The sequence below is a fragment of the Enterovirga sp. genome (genome assembly GCF_035325185.1).
Classification (GTDB): domain Bacteria; phylum Pseudomonadota; class Alphaproteobacteria; order Rhizobiales; family Beijerinckiaceae; genus Enterovirga.
Map to the genome: position 1 here is coordinate 1 of NZ_DAOLAJ010000005.1, position 20638 is coordinate 20638.

General features: G+C 70.6%; 14 protein-coding genes and 2 riboswitches. Of the genes, 7 read left to right on the forward strand and 7 right to left on the reverse strand.

Going from position 1 to position 20638, the window contains the following annotated elements; genetic code table 11:
- Positions 1 to 183 precede the first annotated feature (183 nt).
- Complete coding sequence (locus PKD06_RS01780; RefSeq protein ID WP_324377145.1) at positions 184 to 951, reverse strand: TSUP family transporter; 768 nt, start codon at positions 949 to 951, stop codon at positions 184 to 186.
- A gap of 93 nt (positions 952 to 1044) precedes the next feature.
- On the reverse strand, positions 1045 to 4293 hold the full coding sequence (locus PKD06_RS01785) for a transglutaminase family protein (protein ID WP_324377147.1): 3249 nt from the start codon (positions 4291 to 4293) through the stop codon (positions 1045 to 1047).
- A 230-nt stretch (positions 4294 to 4523) separates the two neighbouring features.
- Between PKD06_RS01785 and PKD06_RS01790 the strand changes: the two genes are divergently transcribed.
- The 4 genes from PKD06_RS01790 to PKD06_RS01805 all read left to right on the forward strand — a co-directional run bounded on the left by PKD06_RS01790 (position 4524) and on the right by PKD06_RS01805 (position 8362).
- Positions 4524 to 5648: a PspA/IM30 family protein gene (locus PKD06_RS01790; protein ID WP_324377149.1), complete on the forward strand. Its 1125-nt coding sequence runs from the start codon at positions 4524 to 4526 to the stop codon at positions 5646 to 5648.
- A gap of 16 nt (positions 5649 to 5664) precedes the next feature.
- On the forward strand, positions 5665 to 6276 hold the full coding sequence (locus tag PKD06_RS01795) for an OB-fold-containig protein (protein WP_324377150.1): 612 nt from the start codon (positions 5665 to 5667) through the stop codon (positions 6274 to 6276).
- Positions 6277 to 6315: 39 nt separating this feature from the next.
- Positions 6316 to 8079: a flotillin domain-containing protein gene (locus PKD06_RS01800; protein WP_324377255.1), complete on the forward strand. Its 1764-nt coding sequence runs from the start codon at positions 6316 to 6318 to the stop codon at positions 8077 to 8079.
- 67 nt (positions 8080 to 8146) lie between these two features.
- Entirely contained in the window at positions 8147 to 8362 is a 216-nt protein-coding gene (locus tag PKD06_RS01805; RefSeq protein WP_324377151.1) for a hypothetical protein, read from the forward strand.
- Positions 8363 to 8370: 8 nt separating this feature from the next.
- Here PKD06_RS01805 and PKD06_RS01810 read toward each other — a convergent pair whose 3' ends face one another.
- Positions 8371 to 8727 carry an STAS/SEC14 domain-containing protein gene (locus PKD06_RS01810; RefSeq protein WP_324377152.1) on the reverse strand — a complete coding sequence of 119 codons (357 nt, stop codon included), beginning with the start codon at positions 8725 to 8727 and terminating at the stop codon, positions 8371 to 8373.
- Positions 8728 to 8776: 49 nt separating this feature from the next.
- Complete coding sequence (polA, locus tag PKD06_RS01815) at positions 8777 to 11854, reverse strand: DNA polymerase I (RefSeq protein ID WP_324377154.1); 3078 nt, start codon at positions 11852 to 11854, stop codon at positions 8777 to 8779.
- A gap of 108 nt (positions 11855 to 11962) precedes the next feature.
- On the opposite strand from polA, the gene PKD06_RS01820 reads away from it, so the two are divergent.
- A complete protein-coding gene (locus PKD06_RS01820; protein WP_324377156.1) occupies positions 11963 to 13948 on the forward strand; it encodes an adenylate/guanylate cyclase domain-containing protein in 1986 nt (661 codons plus the stop codon).
- A 4-nt stretch (positions 13949 to 13952) separates the two neighbouring features.
- Here the strand turns inward: PKD06_RS01820 and PKD06_RS01825 are convergent, their stop codons facing one another.
- The 3 genes from PKD06_RS01825 to ppa form a co-directional block, all read right to left on the reverse strand.
- Positions 13953 to 15110, reverse strand: a complete 1158-nt coding sequence (locus PKD06_RS01825; RefSeq protein ID WP_324377158.1) for a beta-ketoacyl synthase N-terminal-like domain-containing protein — start codon at positions 15108 to 15110, stop codon at positions 13953 to 13955.
- A complete protein-coding gene (locus PKD06_RS01830; protein WP_324377160.1) occupies positions 15107 to 16453 on the reverse strand; it encodes an AMP-binding protein in 1347 nt (448 codons plus the stop codon). The genes PKD06_RS01825 and PKD06_RS01830 overlap by 4 nt, the downstream gene beginning before the upstream one ends.
- Positions 16454 to 16664: 211 nt before the next feature.
- Complete coding sequence (gene ppa, locus PKD06_RS01835) at positions 16665 to 17204, reverse strand: inorganic diphosphatase (RefSeq protein WP_324377162.1); 540 nt, start codon at positions 17202 to 17204, stop codon at positions 16665 to 16667.
- A gap of 59 nt (positions 17205 to 17263) precedes the next feature.
- A riboswitch (Fluoride riboswitch) is annotated at positions 17264 to 17325 on the reverse strand.
- Between the two features lie 87 nt (positions 17326 to 17412).
- Positions 17413 to 17472, forward strand: a riboswitch (Fluoride riboswitch).
- A gap of 38 nt (positions 17473 to 17510) precedes the next feature.
- On the opposite strand from ppa, the gene PKD06_RS01840 reads away from it, so the two are divergent.
- Both PKD06_RS01840 and PKD06_RS01845 read left to right on the forward strand, forming a co-directional pair.
- Positions 17511 to 19133, forward strand: coding sequence for a DNA mismatch repair protein MutS (locus PKD06_RS01840; RefSeq protein WP_324377164.1), 1623 nt, complete (start codon positions 17511 to 17513; stop codon positions 19131 to 19133).
- Positions 19130 to 20635, forward strand: coding sequence for a DNA mismatch repair protein MutS (locus PKD06_RS01845; RefSeq protein WP_324377166.1), 1506 nt, complete (start codon positions 19130 to 19132; stop codon positions 20633 to 20635). Before PKD06_RS01840 ends, PKD06_RS01845 begins: the two co-directional genes overlap by 4 nt.
- Positions 20636 to 20638: the final 3 nt, after the last annotated feature.

Sequence of the window (20638 nt, forward strand, 5' to 3'; positions counted from 1 at the left end):
CCCGCCGCGACATCCGCCATTCCCATCGGCAAGATGATCGCAGACAAGCTCCTTCCGAAAGGCTGAAGGATCCTGGTCGGCTCTAGAGCATGATCCCGAAAAGTGGAAACCGGTTTTCGGAAAAGATCATGCTCAAACAAAAGCATAGAGCGTGATGGCGATTCAACGAAGCGCCATCACGCTCTATGCGAGATGCCCCGCGAGGCGCAGCGCCGCGGGGGCGCCGAGCGACACCCCGGACAGGAACAGGAGGATGAAGACCAGGCGCCGCATGGCGAGCTTCGAGATGGGCGGCGGAAAGCGGCGCGCGGCATAGGTCGCCCCCAGCACCGCCGGGACGGCGAGAAGGCCGGGCAGGATCGCCGCCGGCCCCGCCGGAGCGGCGGCCACCAACCCGAGGCGGAGCAGGGCATTCAGCGCGAAGATCGTGACCAGGGTCTCGCGGACCACCGCCTGCGCCAGGGGCTGGCGGTAGAAGTGATAGACGAGCGGCGGGCCGGCAGTCGAGAACAGCCCGCCCATAAGCCCCCCGAGGACGCCGAAGAACAGGAAGCTGGCAGCGCCCGATTTCTCGCCGCGCGGCTCGGCGTTCCGCGCAAGCTGGATGCTCGACACGATGATCACGAGGCCGAGCACGAGGCGCAGGACATCCGCATGGCCGGCCGCGAGCCATCCCAGCAGGCGAAAGCCGACGAAGACCGCCGGCAGGCTCGAGACCATGACGAGCCCGAATTCCCGCCACGCGACGTCGCGCCAGCCCTTGAGAAGCATCTGCCCGGCATTGACCAGGGTAAGCAGGCTCACCACCACCGCCGCCTCGGGCAGGGGCAGGAGGCCGCTGAGGCCGACCCCTCCCATCGTGATCAGCCCGAAGGCGAAGCCCGTCAAGGTCTGGGCATATGCCGCAAAACCCGTGAGAAGCAGGAAGCCGACCAGGCCGAACCCCGACATCGATCGCCGCCCCTCCCCGTGGCGGCGCGCGAATCCGCCTCCGCCGACCGGAAGATCGATAGATCATCGCGGACCGGACCGGAACCGGCCCGGTCAGCGCGGCGGCGTCCTCAGGTCGAGCGTCAGGGGAAAATCGGGATTGGGCTCCTCGGGCGGCGGGCGGACCTGCCCGGGCGTATGTCCGTGCCCCTGGAACCGGGCGGCCCGCCGGCCCTCGGCCTCGTAGGAATTGACCGGAAAGGTCTCGTAGTTGCGCCCGCCCGGATGGCCGACATGATAGGTGCAGCCGCCGAGCGCCCGCCCGCTCCAGGCATCGAGGATGTCGAAGGTGAGCGGCGAATGGACCGGGATCGTCGGATGCAGGCCCGAGGCCGGCTTCCAGGCCTTGAAGCGCAATCCCGCCACCGCCTCCCCCGCGCATCCCGTGCCGGTCATCGGCAGGCGGCGGCCGTTGCAGGCGATCACGTGCCGACCGGGCACGAAGCCGCGGACCTTGACCTCCAGGCGCTCGACCGAGCTGTCGACATAGCGCACCGTGCCGCCGGAGGAGCCCTCCTCGCCGAGGACGTGCCAGGGCTCGAGGGCCTGGCGCAATTCGAGCGTCACGCCCGCATGCTCGACCGCGCCGTGGAGGGGAAAGCGGAATTCCCGCGCCGCCTCGAACCAGGCCGGGTCCATCGGATAGCCCGCCTCGCGCAGGTCCGCGAGGACGCCGAGGAAATCCTCCCAGAGGAAATGGGGCAGCATGAAGCGGTCGTGCAGCGAGGTCCCCCAGCGCACGAAGCGGCCCCGCTGCGGCTCCCGCCAGAGCCAGGCGACGATGGCGCGCAGGAGAAGCTGCTGGGCGAGGCTCATGCGCGCATCGGGCGGCATCTCGAAGGAGCGAAATTCCAGGAGCCCGAGCCGCCCGGTCGCGCTGTCCGGCGAATAGAGCTTGTCGATGCAGATCTCGGCGCGATGCGTGTTGCCGGTGACGTCGACGAGGACGTTGCGGAACAGCCGGTCGACCAGCCAGAGCGGAAGCGGATCGCCGCCGGGCGGCGGCACCTGGGAGAGCGCGATCTCCAGCTCGTAGAGGCCGTCGTGCCGGGCCTCGTCCATGCGCGGGGCCTGGCTCGTCGGCCCGATATAGAGGCCGGAGAACAGGTAGGAGAGGGAAGGATGGCGCTGCCAGTAGAGGACGAGGCTCTTCAGGAGATCGGGACGGCGCAGGAAGGGTGAATCGGCGGGCGTTGCCCCGCCGAGCACCACGTGGTTGCCCCCGCCCGTCCCGGTATGGCGGCCGTCGATCATGAATTTCTCGGTGCCGAGCCGCAGCTCGCGCGCCTCCTCGTAGAGGCCGCTCGTGATGCCGACCGCCTCGCGCCAGCTCCCCGCCGCCTGGACGTTCACCTCGATCACGCCGGGATCGGGCGTGACCTTGATCACGTCGATCCGCGGATCGTGGGGCGGCCCGTAGCCCTCCAGATGGACCGGCCGGCCGATCGCCGCCGCCGCGTCCTCGATCACCCGCACGAGGTCGAGATAATCCTCGACCTTCTCCAGCGGCGGCATGAAGACGCACAGGATTCCCTCGCGCGGCTCGATCGCGAAGGCCGTCCGCACCGCGACCTTGCGGCGGGGCTTGCGGGAGGAGGTCGGACCCTGCCGCTCCCAGGCCAGCTCGCCCCGCGCCTCCGTCGGGTCCTGCGGCGAGTAATAGGGATAATGCTCCGGCGGCACATAGGGCAGCGAGGCGAGCGGCAGCCGGAGCCCCGCGGGCGAATCGCCGGGAAGGAGATAGATCGCGCCACGGCGCATCTCCCAGTCCTCCGAGACCCAGAGCCGGTCGCCGTCCTCGTGCAGGCAATAGAGCGGCAGCACGTAGCCCGTGGGCGTGCCGAGGCCGCGCTGGAAGACGCGCACGAGGCTCGCGCGCGCCTCGGGATCGGGGAGCTTCGGATCGTCCCAGGTGACGTTGGCGGGGAGCGCCGCCTCCCTGCCGAGCCACGCCACCGGGTCCTCGTAAAGGGGCTGGACGTGCTCGCCGAGATCGAGCCGGGCGGCGATCTCCCGCATCAGCGCCTCGGCCTCCGCGATGCCCGCCTCGCGCGGGCCGTCCTCGGCGGCGATCAGCGCCGGATCGCGCCAGACCGGCCTGCCGTCCCGGCGCCAATAGAGGCCGAAGGCCCAGCGCGGCAGGCTCTCGCCGGGATACCACTTGCCCTGCCCGTAATGGAGGAGGCCGCCGGGCGCGAAGCGCTCGCGCAGGCGGCGCGTCAGCTTGTCGGCGAGGGCCCGCTTCGTCGGGCCGAGGGCGGCGGTGTTCCACTCGGCCGACTGGAAATCGTCGATCGAGACGAAGGTCGGCTCTCCGCCCATGGTGAGGCGCACATCCTGCGCGGCGAGGTCGCGGTCGACGGCCTCCCCGAGGCTGTCCATGGCCGAAAAGCTCTCGTCCGAGAAGGGCTTGGTGACGCGCGGCGCCTCCGCGATGCGAGTGACATGCATCGCGAAGCCGAACTCGACCCCGGCCGGATCGGCCACGCCCGAGATCGGCGCCGCCGATTCGTAATGGGGCGTCGCCGCGAGCGGGATGTGGCCCTCCCCGCAAAGGAGGCCCGAAGTGGCGTCGAGCCCGACCCAACCCGCCCCCGGCACATAGACCTCGGCCCAGGCATGGAGATCGGTGAAATCGCTCGCCGCGCCCTGCGGCCCCTCGATCGTCGTGCGGTCAGGCACGAGCTGGATCAGGTAGCCCGAGACGAACCGCGCCGCGAGGCCGAGGCGGCGCAGCACCTGGACGAGGAGCCAGGCGCTGTCGCGGCAGGAGCCCGTGCCGAGGGCGAGGGTTTCCTCGGGGCTTTGGACGCCGGGCTCCATGCGCACGAGATAGCGGACGCGGTCGCGCACGAGGGCGTTGAGCGCGACGAGGAACTGCACCGTGTCCGGCTCGGACGGCAGGCCGGCCATGAAGGCATCGAGGGCCGGGCCTGCCTCTTCCGTCTCCAGGTAGCTCGCGAGGTCCCGGCGCAGGTCGTCGGGATAGGCGAAGGGCTGCGTCTGGGCGTAGCCCTCGACGAAGAAGTCGAACGGATTGATCACCGCCATCTCGGCCGTCAGGTCGACCTCGACGCGGAACTCGGTCGTCTTTTCGGGAAAGACGAAGCGGGCCAGCCAGTTGCCGCTCGGATCCTGCTGCCAGTTCACGAAATGCGGGGCGGGCGTGACCTTGAGGCTGTAGCTCGGGATGCGCGTGCGCGCATGCGGCGCGGGCCGGAGCCGGATGACGTGGGGACCGAGCGAGACCGGGCGGTCGTAGCTGTAGCTCGTGACATGGTGCAGGGCAGCGAGGATGGGCACGTCGGATCCGGGCGTTGAGACCTCCGGCGAGACTAGACGCGCCTTGTCGCCGCGTCAGCCTCGCCGGCCTTCCCGGATGCAGGAGGCGGGCCAGCCGTCGCGGCCTGGGGCCGGGGCGAAACAATTCGCGACATCGGGGCGAAACCCGGCGCCGCCATGGTGCGGGCGGCCGGCGTTTCGCCGCAGGCGGGGCCCTTGCAAAGCACTAAGGAAGTGCTTTATTTACTTCCATGAGTTCCACGCTCCCCGTCCAGACGACCCTGCGCTACGCTCTCGTCCCCGACGAGGCGGCGCGGCGGGCGATCGAGGCGACCTTCGCCGCCTATGCCGAGATGGGGCGGCTCCTGGCCGAGCTGCCGGGCGAGGCGGGGCGCAACCTCGTCGCCCTGCACGAGCGGGCCTATGAGCGCATCCGCGAGGCGACGGGCCTGCCCGCGCGGCTCGTGACGCTCGGCCTGCGCGACCTCACGTCCCGCGAGCCCGGCGCCCCGGCGAGCCTGCCGCTCGACGAGAAGCTCTTCGCCATCAAGGGTCCGGCGCTGCTCACCCTCGCGACCGTCGCGGGGCGCGTGAGCGTGCCCTACGACATCGCCGGCTACGCGCCGGGCTGGGACCCGGTCTTTCCCGCCCGGCTCGTCGCGCGGGGGGAATCCTACGAAATCCAGGTCGGCGTCGTGAGACGGGCGCCGCATGTCCAGGAGGGAGCCATGCAGGAAGGTGTGTTGTCGCGCATGGGACGGCTCATCGCCGGAATCGCGCATGCGACCATCGACAGGGTCGAGGATGCCGGCAAGGTCGCCGTCGTCGAGCAGGCGATCCGCGAGATCGACCAGGCCGCCGACCAGGCGCGAGCCGAGCTTGGCAAGGCCAAGGCCGAGGAATACCGCGTGAAGGCCCGCAAGGCCGAGATCGGGGCCGACCTCGCCTCGCTCGAGGAGAAGCTGCGCCTCGCCATCGCCGAGAACCGCGACGATCTCGCCAAGGCCGCCATCGCGCGCCAGATCGACCTCGAGGCGCAGGTCACCGCTCTCGACCGCACCCTCGCCGACGTCAGGGGAGAGATCGAGGAGGGCCAGCAGGCCCTCCAGGCGGTGCTCGCGACGCGCCGCGAGGCCGAGGCGCGGCTCGCCGATCTCGAGCGCAGCCTCGCCAAGCACGCGCCCGAGGAGATGTCCGGCGGGCGCAGCAAGGGACGCGCGAGCGAGGGCAGCGCCCGCGCTGCCGCCGCGATCGCGCGCGTCACGGGCGTCCCGGCCGGCGCCGGCTCCCAGGGGGTGGAACTCGACGAGCTGGACCGCCTCCACCGCGAGCGCGCCATCGCCGAGCGGCTCGCCCTCGCCAAGGGCAGCCGCTGAGCGGACGGGGCGTGCCATGGAACTCCTGCTCGCCGCCGAGGTCCGGCCTTTCGCCGTCGCCGCGATGCTGCTGGCCGGGCTCGTCGGCGTCGAGGTCGTCATGCTGCTGGTGGGGGCCTCGATCAGCGACCTCGTCGAGCATTCGCTCGACCACGGCCATGACGGCGGCGGGCTCAACTGGCTGAATGTCGGCCGCGTGCCCCTGCTCGTCCTGATCATGATCGCGCTCGGCGCCTTCGCGGGGACCGGCTTCGTGATCCAGGCCCTGGCCCGCGCCGCGGGCGCCCCCCTTTCGCCCGCGCTCGCGAGCCTCGGCGCGCTGGTCCTCGCCGTGCCGATGACCCGGATCGGCAGCCGGGCCGTCGCCCGCATCGTGCCGCGCGACGAGACCTATGCAGTCGAGCTGGCCGATCTCGTCGGGCGGACGGGCGAGGTCTCGCGCGGGCCGCTCGACCAGGGCCGGCCCGGCACCGTCCGCCTCAAGGACGCGCATGGCAACTGGCACAGCGTCCGCGCCCGCGCCGCGGCCGATTCCGCGCCGATGCCGACCGGCGCGGCCATCCTTCTCGTCGACCTTCGGGGCGGCGTCTTCACCGCCATCCCCGCGCCGCCGGACCTCGGCGGCTGAGCGGCCGGCCTTCCAGGGAGCGAAACCATGACCGCAGGCATGTACGAGATCATGATCCCCGCCGTGATCGGCCTCCTGGCGATCGTCGGCATCGGCGTCGTCCTCGCGACGCTCTATACGCGCTCGACGCGCGATCAGGCCTATGTCCGTACCGGGCTCGGCGGCCAGAAGGTCGTGCTGGACGGCGGCTCGGTGGTGCTGCCGATCTTCCACTCGATCGCCCGCGTGAACCTCAAGACGCTGCGCCTCGAAGTGCGGCGCGGCGAGGGCGACGCCCTCATCACCAAGGACCGCATGCGCGTCGATATCGGGGCGGAATTCTACGTGCGCGTAAAACCCGACGGCTCCTCGATCGCCCTCGCCGCCCAGACGCTCGGCGACCGCACCAACAATGCCGAGGAGCTGCGCCTTCTCATCGAGGCGAAATTCGTCGACGGCCTGCGCTCGGTCGCCGCCACCATGAATCTCGACGAGCTGCAGGAACAGCGCGCCGATTTCGTGAAGGCGGTGCAGGAGGCGGTGGGCGCGGACCTCCAGTCGAACGGCCTCGAGCTGGAATCGGTCTCGCTGACGCGGCTCGACCAGACCGACATCAAGCATTTCAACGCCAACAACTTCTTCGACGCCCAGGGCCTCGCGACGCTGACCCGCATCACCGAAACCCGCAAGAAGGAGCGCAACGAGATCGTCCGCGACACCGAGGTCGCCATCGCCCAGAAGGACCTCGATGCGAGGAAGCAGACCCTCGCCATCGAGCGCAACCAGCGCGAATCCGAGCTGAACCAGGAGCGCGACATCGCCAATATCGCGGCCGCGACGCGCGCGGAGACGGCGCGGCAGGAACAGGCCGCCCAACTCGCCGAGTCGGAAGCGCGGATCGACCGCGAGCGCGCCGTCGCCGAGCGCGAGGCGACGGCCAAGCAGGCCCGCGAATCGGCCAATATCGCCTCGACCCTCGCCGTGCAGCAGCGCGACACCGAGGCCAAGCGCGACCTCCAGCTCATCGCCCAGGACAGCGCCATCGCGGTCGCCGACCGCTCGCGCCAGGAATCGGAGGCCCGCGCGGCGGCCGAACAGGCCCGCGCCGTCGCCATCGCGGCGACCGAGAAGGTCGAGACGGCGAAATCCGTCGAGATCGCCGAGCGCGAGCGCCAGATCGCGATCATCGCGGCCAAGAAGCACGCCGAGACCGAGGCGACCTCCGTCACCGTCTCGGCCGATGCCGAGAAGCAGGCGGCGCATGACCGGGCCGAGGCGAGGCTCACCCTCGCGCGCGCCGACGCGGATGCCGCCACGATCGCCGCCAAGGGCATCGTCGATACCGGCAAGGCCAAGGCGGAGGCCGAGGCGCTGCTCATCGAGGCCAAGAACCGGATCTCGCGCGAGATCATCGAATTCGAGATCCTGCGCGAGCGCATCCGGATCGTCCCGCTCGCGCTGGCCGAGATCGTCAAGCCGGCCGAGAAGATCTCCGACATCCGCATCTTCGACACGGGCGGCATGCTCGGCCGGGGCGGCGAGGGCAACGGCTCGGGCGGCAGCGGGGGAGTCGGCATGGGCGAGGGCCTCGCCGGCCAGCTTCTCGCCTACAACGCGCAGAGCCCTGTCCTCGCGGAGCTGCTCAAGGCGGCCGGCTTCACGGGACCCGACGCGGTGGCGGCGCTCATGCGCGAGGCCGCCGGCGGACAGCCGGCGCCCGCCCGGGGGAAGGGAGCGTCCGATGGAGCCGCCGTGGGAGCGAGCTTCGCTCCGGCCGCCTCGTTCAGGCCATCCTCGCCGGGGACGGCGACGGACAAGGCCTGAACCGCGCCGGCTCTTGGCCGCCAGGATATCCACCGGCTATGAAGGTCCGCTGCCGCCCGAGGACTCCATGCCGGACAAAGAGTCGTATTCCAAGCTGCGCGCCGATCTCGGCGTGCTCGAGACGGTCGAGAGCGACAACATCGTGCGCTGGGACGGCGAGCGCCTCTATGTCGAGCAGGACGTCTATCACAACGGCCAGCTCGTCCATCGCAAGTATCGCCGCAACATCACCGAGCCCGTGGCCCGCGCCATCTCGGCCCTTCTCCTCGCCCGCACGCACTGAGCGGCGGGTCACGCCGCCTGAAGCCAGGTCCGCGCGGCATCGAGCTCGTCCGTATGAAAGGTGCGGATCTCGGCGGAGGTGAACAGGCGGCCGAAGCCGGCCGCGGCGCGGATCCAGGCCTGATCGGCGACGACGGCGACGTGGCTGATCTTCCCGGCCAGCGGGAAGGCGAGCTTCAGGTCCTGCCAGATCGCGGCCGGACCGATGCCGGCGAAGCCGGCGACGTTCTCCAGCACCTTGACGGTGCCCGAGACCTCGATGTCCCGCTCCATGCGGGCGCAGACATTCGTGATGTCGTCCTTGGTCACGGTCCCGCTCACCGTCAGCTCGACGAGGCCGGGACGGGAATTGTCGTAAGCGATCATGACCGCCTCCTCTGCGGAGGCAACGCGAGGAGAGGACGGGGGTTCGGCCTCAATGGGCCGCGTCCCAGTTCGCCCCGGCCCTGGCCTCGACGGCGAGCGGCACGCGCAACCGCACCGCCGGATGGGCGGCCTCCTCCATCACGCGCCGGATCACCGGCAGCGTCGCCTCGACCTCCCCGTCCGGGACCTCGAAGACGAGCTCGTCGTGGACCTGGAGCAGCATCCGCGCCGACAGCCCGGCCTCGGCCAGGGCGGCGTCCATGCGGATCATGGCGCGGCGGATGATGTCGGCGGCCGAGCCCTGGATGGGCGCGTTGATCGCCTGCCGCTCGACCGCCGCCCGCAGGGACGGGTTGGACGCCGTGATGTCCGGGTAATGGCAGATGCGGCCGAACAGCGTGCGCACATGGCCGTGCTCGCGGCAGAAGCGCTTGGTCTCGTCCATATAGGTCTTGATGCCGGGGAAGCGCTCGAAATAGCGGCGGATATAGTCGGACGCCTCGGCGCGCGCGATGCCGAGCTGGTTGGCGAGGCCGAAGGCCGAGATGCCGTAGATGATGCCGAAATTGATCGCCTTGGCCCGCCGCCTGATCTCGGGCGGCATGCCCGCCACCGGCACCCCGAACATCTCCGAGGCGGTGGTCGCGTGGATGTCGATGCCGCGGGCGAAGGATTCGACGAGCTGGGGGATGTCCGCCATGTGGGCGAGGACGCGCAGCTCGATCTGCGAGTAATCGGCCGAGACGAGTTTGGTGCCCGGCGCCGGCACGAAGGCGCGGCGGATCTTGCGGCCCTCCTCGGTGCGGATCGGGATGTTCTGGAGGTTCGGATCGGCCGAGGAGAGGCGGCCGGTCGTCGTCGCGGCGAGGGCGTAGGAGGTGTGGATGCGCCCGGTCGCCTCGTTGATATAGGTCGGCAGGGAATCGGTATAGGTCTTCAGCTTGGCGAGCTGGCGCCATTCCAGGACCTTGAGCGGCAGGGGATGGTCCGAGGTCTCGGCGAGATCCTCCAGAAGGCGCGCGCCGGTGGACCATTGGCCCGTCGCCGTCTTCTTCGCCCCCGGCAGGCCGAACTTGCCGAACAGGATGTCGGCGAGCTGCTTCGGGGAGCCGATGGTGAAGCGCTCTCCGGCCGTCTCGTAGACCTCCTCCTCCACCCGCGCGATGACCTGGGCGAAATCGCCCGACATGCGCGAGAGGATCTGGCGGTCCACCAGGATGCCGCGCTCCTCCATCCGGGCCAGCACCGGCACGAGGGGACGCTCCAGCGTCTCGTAGACGGTGGTCCGGCCCTCGGCCGCGAGGCGCGGCTTCAGCAGGCGGTGGAGGCGGATGGCGAGATCGGGCGCCCCGGCCGCATAGGCCGTGGCCCGGTCGAGCGGGGCGAGGTCGAAGCTTTTCGCCCCGCGGCCCTTGCCCGTGATCTCGACCAGCGGCATCGGCGCATGGCCGAGATAGAAGCCGGCCGCGGCCTCCGGTCCGTGATTGGCGAGGCCGGCCCGCCCGGCGTCGAGCGCATAGGAAACGAGCATCACGTCGTCGAGCGGCGCCATGTCGATCCCGTGGCGCCGCAAAACGAGGCAATCCGCCTTGATATTGTGCCCGATCTTCAGAACCGCGGGATCCTCCAGCAGCGGCTTCAGGCGCGCGAGCGCCTCGGCCGCGCCCATCTGCCCCGGCAGGGGGCCGTTGCTGAGCAGGTCCTCACCCGAGCGATGGGCGAGAGGCAGGTAGGCCGCCCTCCCAGGCTCCGGCGCGAGCGCGATGCCGACGATCTCCTGGCGCATCGGATCGGGGCCCGAGAGCTGGAGGTCGAGGGCGATCTCGCCGCGCTCGCGCGCGGCGTCGATCCAGCCATCCAGCTCGTCGAGGGCGCCGATGGCACAGTAGGCCGCCGCGTCCCAGGGCAGGGCCCGCAGGGCGGCGCGGCGGGATTCGACAAGAGCGGCGGGCGCCATCGCCCCCCCTCCCCCCTTGTGGGGGAGGTCGAGCGACGCCGAAGGCGTCGACCGGGAGGGGGGGCTCCCCGCGCCGGCATGTCCGCCCCCCTCCCGGTCGGCTGACGCCGACTCGACCTCCCCCACGAGGGGGGAGGGGGAGTCTCCGTCGAGCCATGTGCCGCTTGCCGCATCCCAGGGGCGGGAGAGAATGGGATCCGGCTCGATCTCCTCCGCCTCTACCTCGTAGAGGGCCGCGACGCGCTTGGCGAAAGCGTCGAGCCGCAAGGCCCTGGCGAAGGCGAGGAGGCGCCGAGGATCGAGATCCCCGAGCTTCGTCTCACCGAGCGGCACCTCGACCTCCATGTCGCAATCGAGCGTGACGAGCCGCTTCGAGAGGCGGGCGGCCTCGGCATGCGCGACCAGCGCCTCGCGCCGCTTCGGCTGCTTGATCTGCGGCGCCTTCTCGAGAAGCGTTTCGAGGTCGCCGTATTCGGTGATGAGCTGGGCGGCGGTCTTGATGCCGATTCCCGGCACGCCCGGGACGTTGTCGGTCGGATCGCCGATCAGCGCCTGGACGTCCGTGACATGCTCGGGCGGGACGCCGAACTTGTCGATCACCCCCTCCCGGTCGAGCCGGCGCTCGGGCCGGTAGCCGGGCTTGCCGGGAATGCCGCTCTCGAAGTCGTAGAAGGTCACACCCGGGCGGACCACCTGCATCAGGTCCTTGTCGGAGGAGACGATGAGCACCTCCGCCCCGTTCCGCGCCGCCTCGCAGGCATAGGTCGCGATGATGTCGTCCGCCTCGAAGCCGGCCTGCTCGATCGGCACAAGGCCGAAGGCGCGCACGGCCTCGCGCATGAGTGCGAATTGCGGAACCAGCTCGGCCGGCGGGTCGGGCCGGTGCGCCTTGTATCCGGCAAAGAGATCGGTGCGGAACGACGCCTCGGACTTGTCGAAGACGATGGCGAGATGGGTCGGCCTGATCCCGGTCGCCCCCTCCCGGATGAACTGCATGAGCTTCGTGCAGAAGAGCCGGACCGCGCCGGTCGGCAGCCCGTCTCCCGCCCGCGTATTGTATTTCCGGTCCTGGTTCATGGACTGGAAATAGGCGCGGAACACGAAGGACGAGCCGTCCACCAGGAAGACCTGGTCTCCGGGTCCGGGCATCTCGGGAGCTGGCGCGGTCATGGCGAGGAGATACCTGCTCGCGCCCCGCCGCGCCACCGCCCGCTGCGACGATGGGAACGGCGGCGGGGCATGGACGCGCGCGGCCTTTGCGGTCAGAACGGAGCGGGCATGCCGGTGTCCTTCCTCCGCAACCGCGTCTGGCCGCTCCAGGCCGTGGTGGCTCTCGTCTTCACGACGCTGATGGTCCTCTTCGCGGGCGGGCTCGTCCTCTACAACCATGCCCAGCTCACCCGCTTCGCCAAGCGCGAGGCCCATGCGAATTTCGACGCCGTCACCCGGATGGTCCGCAACGACCGGCTGGCGAACCGGCGCACATCCGAATTGCTGCTCGATTTCGGCACCTCGATCATCGACCCGGACATGCCCCGCGAGAAGTTGCAGGAGACGCTGCGCGGGCTGATGCGGGATGTCGAGCGGGCCATGCCCTCGACCTTCGGCATCTTCATCGCCTTTCCCGACGGCGGCCGGATCGGCGTCCAGGACGTCACCAGGGAGCGCCCGAAGGAGATTTTCGGCCTCGGCGGCAGCGCGGCCGTGCTGGGCGTCGAGGTCATCGACCGCTCCTCGGGCCATTCCATCGAGACCTGGACCCTCTACGACGAGCAGGGGCGCGAGGTCGCCCGGGCCGGCCCCTTCGCCGTCGATGACGACGCCCGCACCCGCGGCTGGTACGAGCGGGCGATCTCGACGCCGGCCACGATCGTCAGCCGGCCCTATGCCTTTGCGAACGCGCCCGGCGCGGGCATCACGATGGCGCGGGCGATGCCCGGCCATCCCGGCACCGTCTTCGGCATCGACGTCACGCTCGCCGATCTCGACCGCATCCTCGCCGAGGGACGCAAGCACGTGGCGGCGGAGGCGCTGATCTTCGATCGGGAAGGCCGGCTCATCGCGCATCCCGACGGCGCGGAGCTGCGCAAGCGCGCCCGGCCGATGCCTCCCGAGATCCTGCCCAGGATCGCCGATCTCGGCTCCCCCCTTCTCGCCGCGATGGTTCGGAGCTTCCTGGAATCGGGGGAGAACCGCGACACTCATTTCACCGTGCAGGGCCGGCCCTATATCGCCCGGTTCGAGGGAGCGGGCACCTCGATGGGCGACTACCTGCTCGGCCTCGCCGTGCCCGAGGATGTCCTGATGGGCGACGCCTATCGCATCCGCTTCGTGCTCCTCGTCTCGGCCGCCGTCGCCCTCCTGATCGCGCTTGCCCTGATTCTTCTCGCCGCCCGGCGCATCGTCGCCCCGCTCAAGCTCGCCTCCCAGGGGCTCGGCCACATCATGGAGCTTCGGTTCGGCCAGACCCGGCCGATCCGCTCGCGCATCGCCGAGGTGTCCGAACTCGGCCGCGCCGTCACGACCCTGGAGCCGCTGCTCCAGAACTTCGCGCGCTACGTGCCCTTCGCGGTGGTGCGCGGCATGATCGACGACACCTTTCCCACCGATCTCGGCGGCCGCCGGCAGACGATCTGCGTCTTCTTCTCCGATATCGAGGGCTTCACGGGCCTCGCCGAGACGCTCGATCCCGACACCCTGACGCACCGCACCTCGCGCTATTTCGCCGGGATCGGCGAGGAGATCGTGCGCTCCGGGGGAACGATCGACAAATATATCGGCGATTCCATCATGGCGTTCTGGAACGCGCCGGAGCCGCAGGAGGATTACGTCCGGCTCGCCTGTCTCGGCGCGCTCCGCGCCTCCCGCCGCATCGACCGGCTCAATGCGGAGCTGCGGGCGGAGGGGGCGGCCGAGATGCCGACGCGCTTCGGCCTGCATGTCGGGGAGGCGGTCGTCGGCAATATCGGCTCGGCCGACCGGATCAACTACACCGCCCTCGGCCATGCGGTGAACCTCGCCTCGCGGCTCGAGGGGCTGAACCGCGAATTCGGCACGACCATCCTCGTCAGCGAGGCGGTGGTCGAGGCGGCCGGACCGGGCTTCGTCTTCCGCCCCGTGGGCTCGACCGTCCCGCGCGGCGCCTCCCGGCCGATCAAGCTCTACGAGCTGGTGGGAGCCTGGATCGAGGGCGAGCCGGCCCTGGCTCCCCAGGGCGGGAGAATGCAGGCCGAGGCGAGGCTCGTTCTCCAGGAGCCGGGATAGGAAATTACAGCTTCTCGACCAGGACCGCCGAGCCGAGCCCGCCGGCCGCGGCGATCGCGGCGAGGCCGAGCGAGCCGGGAGGCGCCTCGCGCTCCATATCGGCCAGCAGCCGGACGAGGCTGACCGCGCCGGAAGCGCCGATCGGATGTCCGCGCGCGAGGCCGCCGCCGCCGCGGTTCAGGCATGCGGGTGCGATGCCCAGATCCGCCGCGAAGGCGAGAGCCAGGACCGCGAAGGCTTCGTGGACCTCGGCCCCCCAGAGCGCCGAGGAATCGCCGAGCAGCCGCGCAGCCGCCCGGGCGGCCCCCGCCATCGGCATTTCCGGCGCGGTGCCGACCTGGACGCCGCCGCGCCAGCGGAACCGGGGCCGCGCGCCGAGGAGCGCCGCAGCGTCCGGCGCCGCGAGGAGGATGAAGGCCGCGCCGTCCGCCTGCGGGGCGATGGCGAGCCGGCTGACCGCATGCGCGCCCGGATCGGCGGCCGGCGCGGGCTCGTCCGTCACGGCCTCGACCGGCATGCGCGCGGCGCGAACGGGGGTCAGGGCGCGGGCATAGCTGTCATGGTCCGCCTCGCCGATGGGGACGATCTCCCCCGCCATCTGCGCGCGGCCGGCGAGCGCCCGCTCGTGGCTGAGCCGGGCGAAGTCGTCCTGCGCCTCCCGCGAAATGCCCCGCCGCGCGGCATAGCGGGCGGCGGCGAGCAGCAGGTCGGGATCGCGCGCAGGATCGGGCGCGAAGGCCGGCCGCTCGTAGGACACCGGCGCCTCGCCGGCGTGGCGCGGGCGATGATGCCGCAGGGGCGAGCGGCTCCAGGCTTCGGCGCCCCCCGCCACGACCAGCCGGGCCTGTCCCGATGCGATCAGGCCGGCGCCGAGCGCGACGGCGTCCAGCCCCGAGCAGCATTGGGTATCGACCGAAAAGCCGGCGGTGCCGTCCGGCAGGCCGGCGGCGAGGGCGATCATGCGCGCCGGATTGCCGCCCGCGCCGAGCGCATTGCCGCAGACCACGGCGTCCACCGACGCGGCCTCGACGCCGCCGCGCGCCAGCAGGGCCCGCACGACCGGCGCGCCGATCTCGTGGGCCGCAAGCGAGGCCAGGGCGCCGCCCCGCGGCGTCACCGCACTGCGGGCCCAGCCGAGCAGCACCGGCGCATCCCGCCTCATGGAAGCGCAAGCCGCCAGGGCAGGATTCGCCAGCCCGGCGGTCCCTCGGGATGGGCCGCGAGCAGCCGCGCGAGGGCCGCGTGATCCGTCTTTCCGCTCACGGTGCGCGGCCAGCGATCGCAGACGAGGATGCGGCGCGGCGTCTTGTAGGGCTCGAGGCGCGCGCGGCACCACGCGGCCAATGTCGCGCGGTCGACGGGGGCGGCAAGCTCCAGCACCGCGACCGCCCGCAGGCCGCGCAGCGGGTCGGGCACAGCCTGGACCGAGACCGAGGCGACCGAGGGATGCGCGGCCAGGACGTGCTCCACCTCCTCGGGAAACAGGTTCTTGCCCTGCACGACGAACATGCGCTGGCGGCGCCCGGCGAGGTGAAGCAGGCCCTCGCCGTCGAGATGCCCCATGTCGCCGACCGATATCCAATCCCCGTCCCGCAGGAGCGCGGCGGGGCCATGGGCCGGCTCGGACGTCACGTAGCCCGTGAAGACCATGGGGCTGCGCACATAGATCAGCCCCGGCGCATGGTGGCCGGCACCCGGCGGCACGATGCGCAGCTCGACATTCGCGAAAGGCCGCCCCACCGCCTCGGCCGGCAGGTCGGCCCGGCTGTCCGTCCAGGCGATGAAGCTGGTCTCGGAGGTGCCGTAGAACTCGACGATGCGCGCATGGGGGAAGAGGGCCTGCAGGTGCGGCGTGCGCGCGCGGGGCCAGGGCGCGCCGCTGATCATCACGAGCTGTGTCGCCTCGACGGCGCGGGGGCCGTGGCGAGCGGCCTCCTCCAGCATCAGGATGAGCTGGCTCGGCACGGCGACGAGGCTTCGCGCATCGCCCCGCACGAGCGTCCGCAAGGCGGCACGGGCGGAGAAGCGCTGCTGGAGATGCGCGCCCACCCCGGTCCACAGGCCGAGCAGCGCGTTGAACAGGAACAGCGAATGCGAAAGCCGCCCCGGCGCCAGCACCGGCGTGCGCACCGCCGGGCCGAAAGCGTCGATGCAGGCTTCGAAGCTCGTGGTCCACGAGCGGTGGCTGCGGATAAAGCCCTTCGGCATCCCGGTGCTGCCGGAGGTGAAGCCGATATAGAACGATCCCTCCGGCAGGGCCGGGGCGGCGAGCAGTCGCTCCGCGACCTCGCGGCGCAACTGCGCGGGCCAGTCGGGATCGGCCACGGCGGCGACATGGCCCGCCGCCAGAATGGACAGGAATTCGACGAGCTGGTCGCCCGGTCCGAGTCCGGCATCGACCCACACGGCCCGGGGAGCGGGAGAGGCACCCTGAAAGGGGCCGGCGGCGACGCGCGCGGCCAGCTCCTCGAAGCTCAGGCGCAGCGTCCCGTCATCGATGGCCAATGCATCCGGCCTGCGCGCCGCCCAATGAGCCAGCGGCGCATGGACGCCAGGGCTCGGTTGCGCGTCCTCCCCCTTCCTCGTCATGACCGGGCGGAACGATCTGCCGGATTTCGTCTCAACGCGCATCCCCATCGGCCGCGAGGCGCGCTTTAAGCACGGAACGCGCGAGGCGCCAAAATGCGGCGGCGGCGCGGCTCGCGGCGATGCCGTCTCAGGCGCGGAGCCTGGCTCCGTAGCGCTCATGAGCCTTCATGATCATCCCTTCCGCCTCGGCGGCGTCGCCCCAGCGCAGGATGCGGACCCATTTCCCCTCTTCGAGGTCTTTGTAATGGGTGAAGAAATGCTCGATCTGCTTCAGCGTGATCTCGGGCAGGTCCCGCGCCTGCGCGACGGCGTCGTAGCGGCGTGTCAGCCGGCGCGCCGGAACCGCGATGATCTTCTCGTCCGGCCCCGCCTCGTCCTGCATGACGAGGACGCCGACGGGACGGACCGCGATGACGGCCCCCGGGACCAGGGCACGGCTGTTGGCGACGAGGACGTCGCAAGGGTCTCCGTCCTCGGAGAGCGTGCGCGGCATGAATCCGTAATTGCCCGGATAGCGCATCGGCGTGTGGAGGAAGCGGTCGACGACGAGTGCGCCCGACGCCTTGTCGAATTCGTACTTGATCGGCTCCCCGCCGATGGGCACCTCGATGACGACGTTGACTTCCGAGGGAGCCTTCGCGCCGAGGGACAACGCTTCGAGGTTCATCACCCGATCTCCTGCTTCGGCCGATCGCCCACGCACAGGAATCCTGCACGCGGAGCGCGGCGTCCGTAGGAGTCATCAGCCGGAACGGCGGTTTCGGGGGAACCCCATCCCCATCACCCCGAAAGCTAGGCCGGGCCGGCCATCCGGTCAATCCTTCGCATGCTCCGTCACAGGGCGATCCCCTTGCGCTCCCGGCCTGCCGGCCTACATTCGGGGCGGGGATGGAGTCCCCCGATACGCCCCGTCCGCTGATGACTCCTGCCTTTCCATTCGTGCGCCGCCCCACGGCGCCGAGGCAGGAGCGTCATGAGGACCGACCTTTCCGATCCCCGTCCCCTCGCGGCCGAGCCCAGGCTCGATCCGGCCGATGATCGCGGCCTCTCTCTGGGCCCCGCGTTCCGCAGCGTCCTGTTCCCGCCGGGCCGCGAGCCCGCGCAGCCGGACGAGCGCGAGGCGCCCGCCTGCTTCGCGGACCTGAACCTCGACAAGGTGGTCTCGGCCCTGGCGGCCGGGCGCGACGAGGAGGTCCTGCGCCCGATCTTCCATACGCCCCGGCGGAGCGAGGAGATCGTCCGCTACCGGCAAGCCGTCTTCGGAGATCTCGAGCGGCCGGAGGTGTTTCGGGTCTTCCCGCCCTTCTGCGAGGCGATGCGCGCGGTCCGGGCGGATCTCGCCCAGGCCGGGAAGATCACCTGGCTCTGCCACAGGCACATGGTGATGCTGCGCGCGGCCGCGACCTATTGCAGGGCGCTCGGGGACCTGCTGGCCGGGCTCCGCCCGCTTCGCCTGCGTTCCGAAGGACTCGCGGGCTTCACCGCCTATCTGGGCGAATTCGCCACGTCCCCGGGCTTCCGGAACTTCTCGGCGGAGACGGCATCTCTCTGCCAGAAGCTGTTCGGCCTCGATTACGGCATGCTTTTCCGCGGCGACAAGGTCACGGTGCGCAAATATGCGGGCGAGCCGGATTACACCGTGTCGATCCGCGAGAGATTCGCGAGGTTCAGGGAGGCCGAGATCGAGCCCGCCTCCCCGAAGACGCGCAAGGGCGAGGCCGCGCTCAACCACATCGAGGAGGGCATTCTCGAATTCGTGGGCCGGCTGTTTCCCGAGGAGTTCCGGCAGCTCGCGGATTACGCCCGGCGCCGCGGCTCCTTCATCGACGAGACCGTGGCGCGGCTCGACCGGGAGATCGGCTTCTTCGTCGCCTATCTCGACTTCATCGCGCCTCTCCGGCAGGCCGGCCTGCCCTTCTGCCATCCCGAGGTCTCGACCTCGTGCAAGGAGACGGAGGTGTCCCGCGGCTTCGACCTCGCCCTGGCCGCGAAGCTCGTCGGCGAGAGGGCGCCGGTCGTCTGCAACGATTTTCGCCTGTCGGGGCCCGAGAGGATGATCGTCGTGTCCGGCCCCAACCAGGGCGGCAAGACCACCTTCGCGCGCATGTTCGGCCAGTTGCACGTCCTGGCCGGGCTCGGCTGCCCCGTCCCCGGACGATCCGCCCGCCTCTTCCTCCCGGATGCGGTCTTCACGCATTTCGAGCGCGAAGAGGACATCGCGAACCTGCGCGGCAAGCTCGAGGACGAGCTGGTTCGCCTCCACGAGAGCTGCGAGGCGATGACGGCGAACAGCGTCGTCATCCTCAACGAGATCTTCAACTCGACGAGCCTCGACGACCAGGTCCTCCTCAGCCGGAAGATCCTCGACCGCATCCTCGCGGCCGATGCGATCGGCGTCTGCGTGACCTTCATCGACGCGCTCTCCACGCTGAGCGGGAAGACCGTCAGCATGGTCGCCGCGGTGCACCCCGAGGATCCCGCGCGCCGGACCTTCGAGCTGGTGCGCCGGCCCGCCGACGGGCTCGCCTATGCGCTGTCGCTCGCGCAGGCGCACGGCGTCACCTACGAGCGCCTGCGCGAGAGGGTCCGGCCATGAAGACCTTCCTCATGCATCCCGGCCGCGACTTCGAAACGGAGCCGGCCTCGACGGCCTCGAAAGAGTCCCTCCCCTTCGCCCAGGATATCGAGCTGGACGTCCTCCTGGACGCCGCGGCTTCCGGCGACCGCTTCCTGCGGGAGATCATGTCGGCGGCCTGCGCCCGCGCCTGGACCAACGACATCGCCACGATCCGCTATCGCCAGGAGATCCTGAAGGATTGCCTCGCCAATCCGGGCGTCGTCCGGGGCCTCTACGCCCTCGCCCTCGAGCCGTTCAGCCGCGAGCATAGCTGGAATTTCAGCCTCTACGGCCGCGATGCCGCCGTGATGGTCTCCAGCGGCGTGCGGACGCTCCAGGTCAGCCTCGACGTCCTCGAACGGCTCCGCAATCTCTGCCGCGACAACGCGGACCGCTTCGCCTCGCCCGGCTTCCGCCAGTTCTTCGCGACGCTCGAACGGAACCTCGACGACGCCTATCTCGCCGCCGCGCGGACCGATCTCGACACCCTGACCTTCCGCCACGGCCTTCTGCTCAGCGCCCGGCTCGGGGAAGGCGGCAAGGGCGTCGGGACGATGCTGCGCAAGCCCCAGAAGCGGGACCTGAACTGGATCGACCGGCTCCTCACGCCCGGGGCGAGGAGCTTCACCTTGCAGCTCCATCCCCGCGACGAGGCCGGGGCGCAGGCCTTCGCGGAGCTGGAAGGCCGGGGCCTCGTGCTCATCTGCGACGCGGTCTACGAATCCGCCGAGCACGTCCTCGGCTTCCTGAAGGCGCTGCGGGCGGAACTCGCCTTCTATCTCGGCGGCCTCAACCTGAAGGAAAGCCTCGACCGGATCGGCGAGACGGTCGCCTTTCCCGATCCGCAGGCCGAGCGCGGCCGCTTCCACTGCCGGAACCTGCGCGACGCATGCCTCGCCCTGACGATGGAGAAGCCGGTCGTCGGAAACGACGTCGCCGCGGACGGCAGGCCGCTCGTGATCGTGACCGGGGCCAATCGCGGCGGCAAGTCGACCTTCCTGCGGAGCGTGGGCCTCGCCCATCTGATGATGCAATGCGGCCTGTTCGTCACGGCCGAGTCCTTCTCGGCCTCGCTGCGCTCCGGGCTCTTCACGCATTGCAAGCGGGAGGAGGACCGCAGCATGCGCAGCGGAAAATTCGACGAGGAACTGGTCCGCATGAGCGCGATCGCGGACGAGATCCGCGAGGGGGCGCTCGTCCTCTTCAACGAATCCTTCGCCGCCACCCACGAGCGGGAGGGATCGGAAATCGCCCGGCAGATCGTCTCGGCCCTGCTGGAGCGGAACGTCACGGTCTTCTTCGTCTCGCACATGCACGCCTTCGCCCGCTCCTTCCTGGAGGACGGGCGAACCCTGTTCCTGCGCGCCGAGAGAGGGGAGGAAGGCCGCAGGACCTTCCGTCTCCGGGAAGGCGCGCCCGAGGCGAAAAGCTTCGGCGCCGATCTCTACCGGCGCATTTTCGAGCAGCCCGCTGCCATCTGAGGC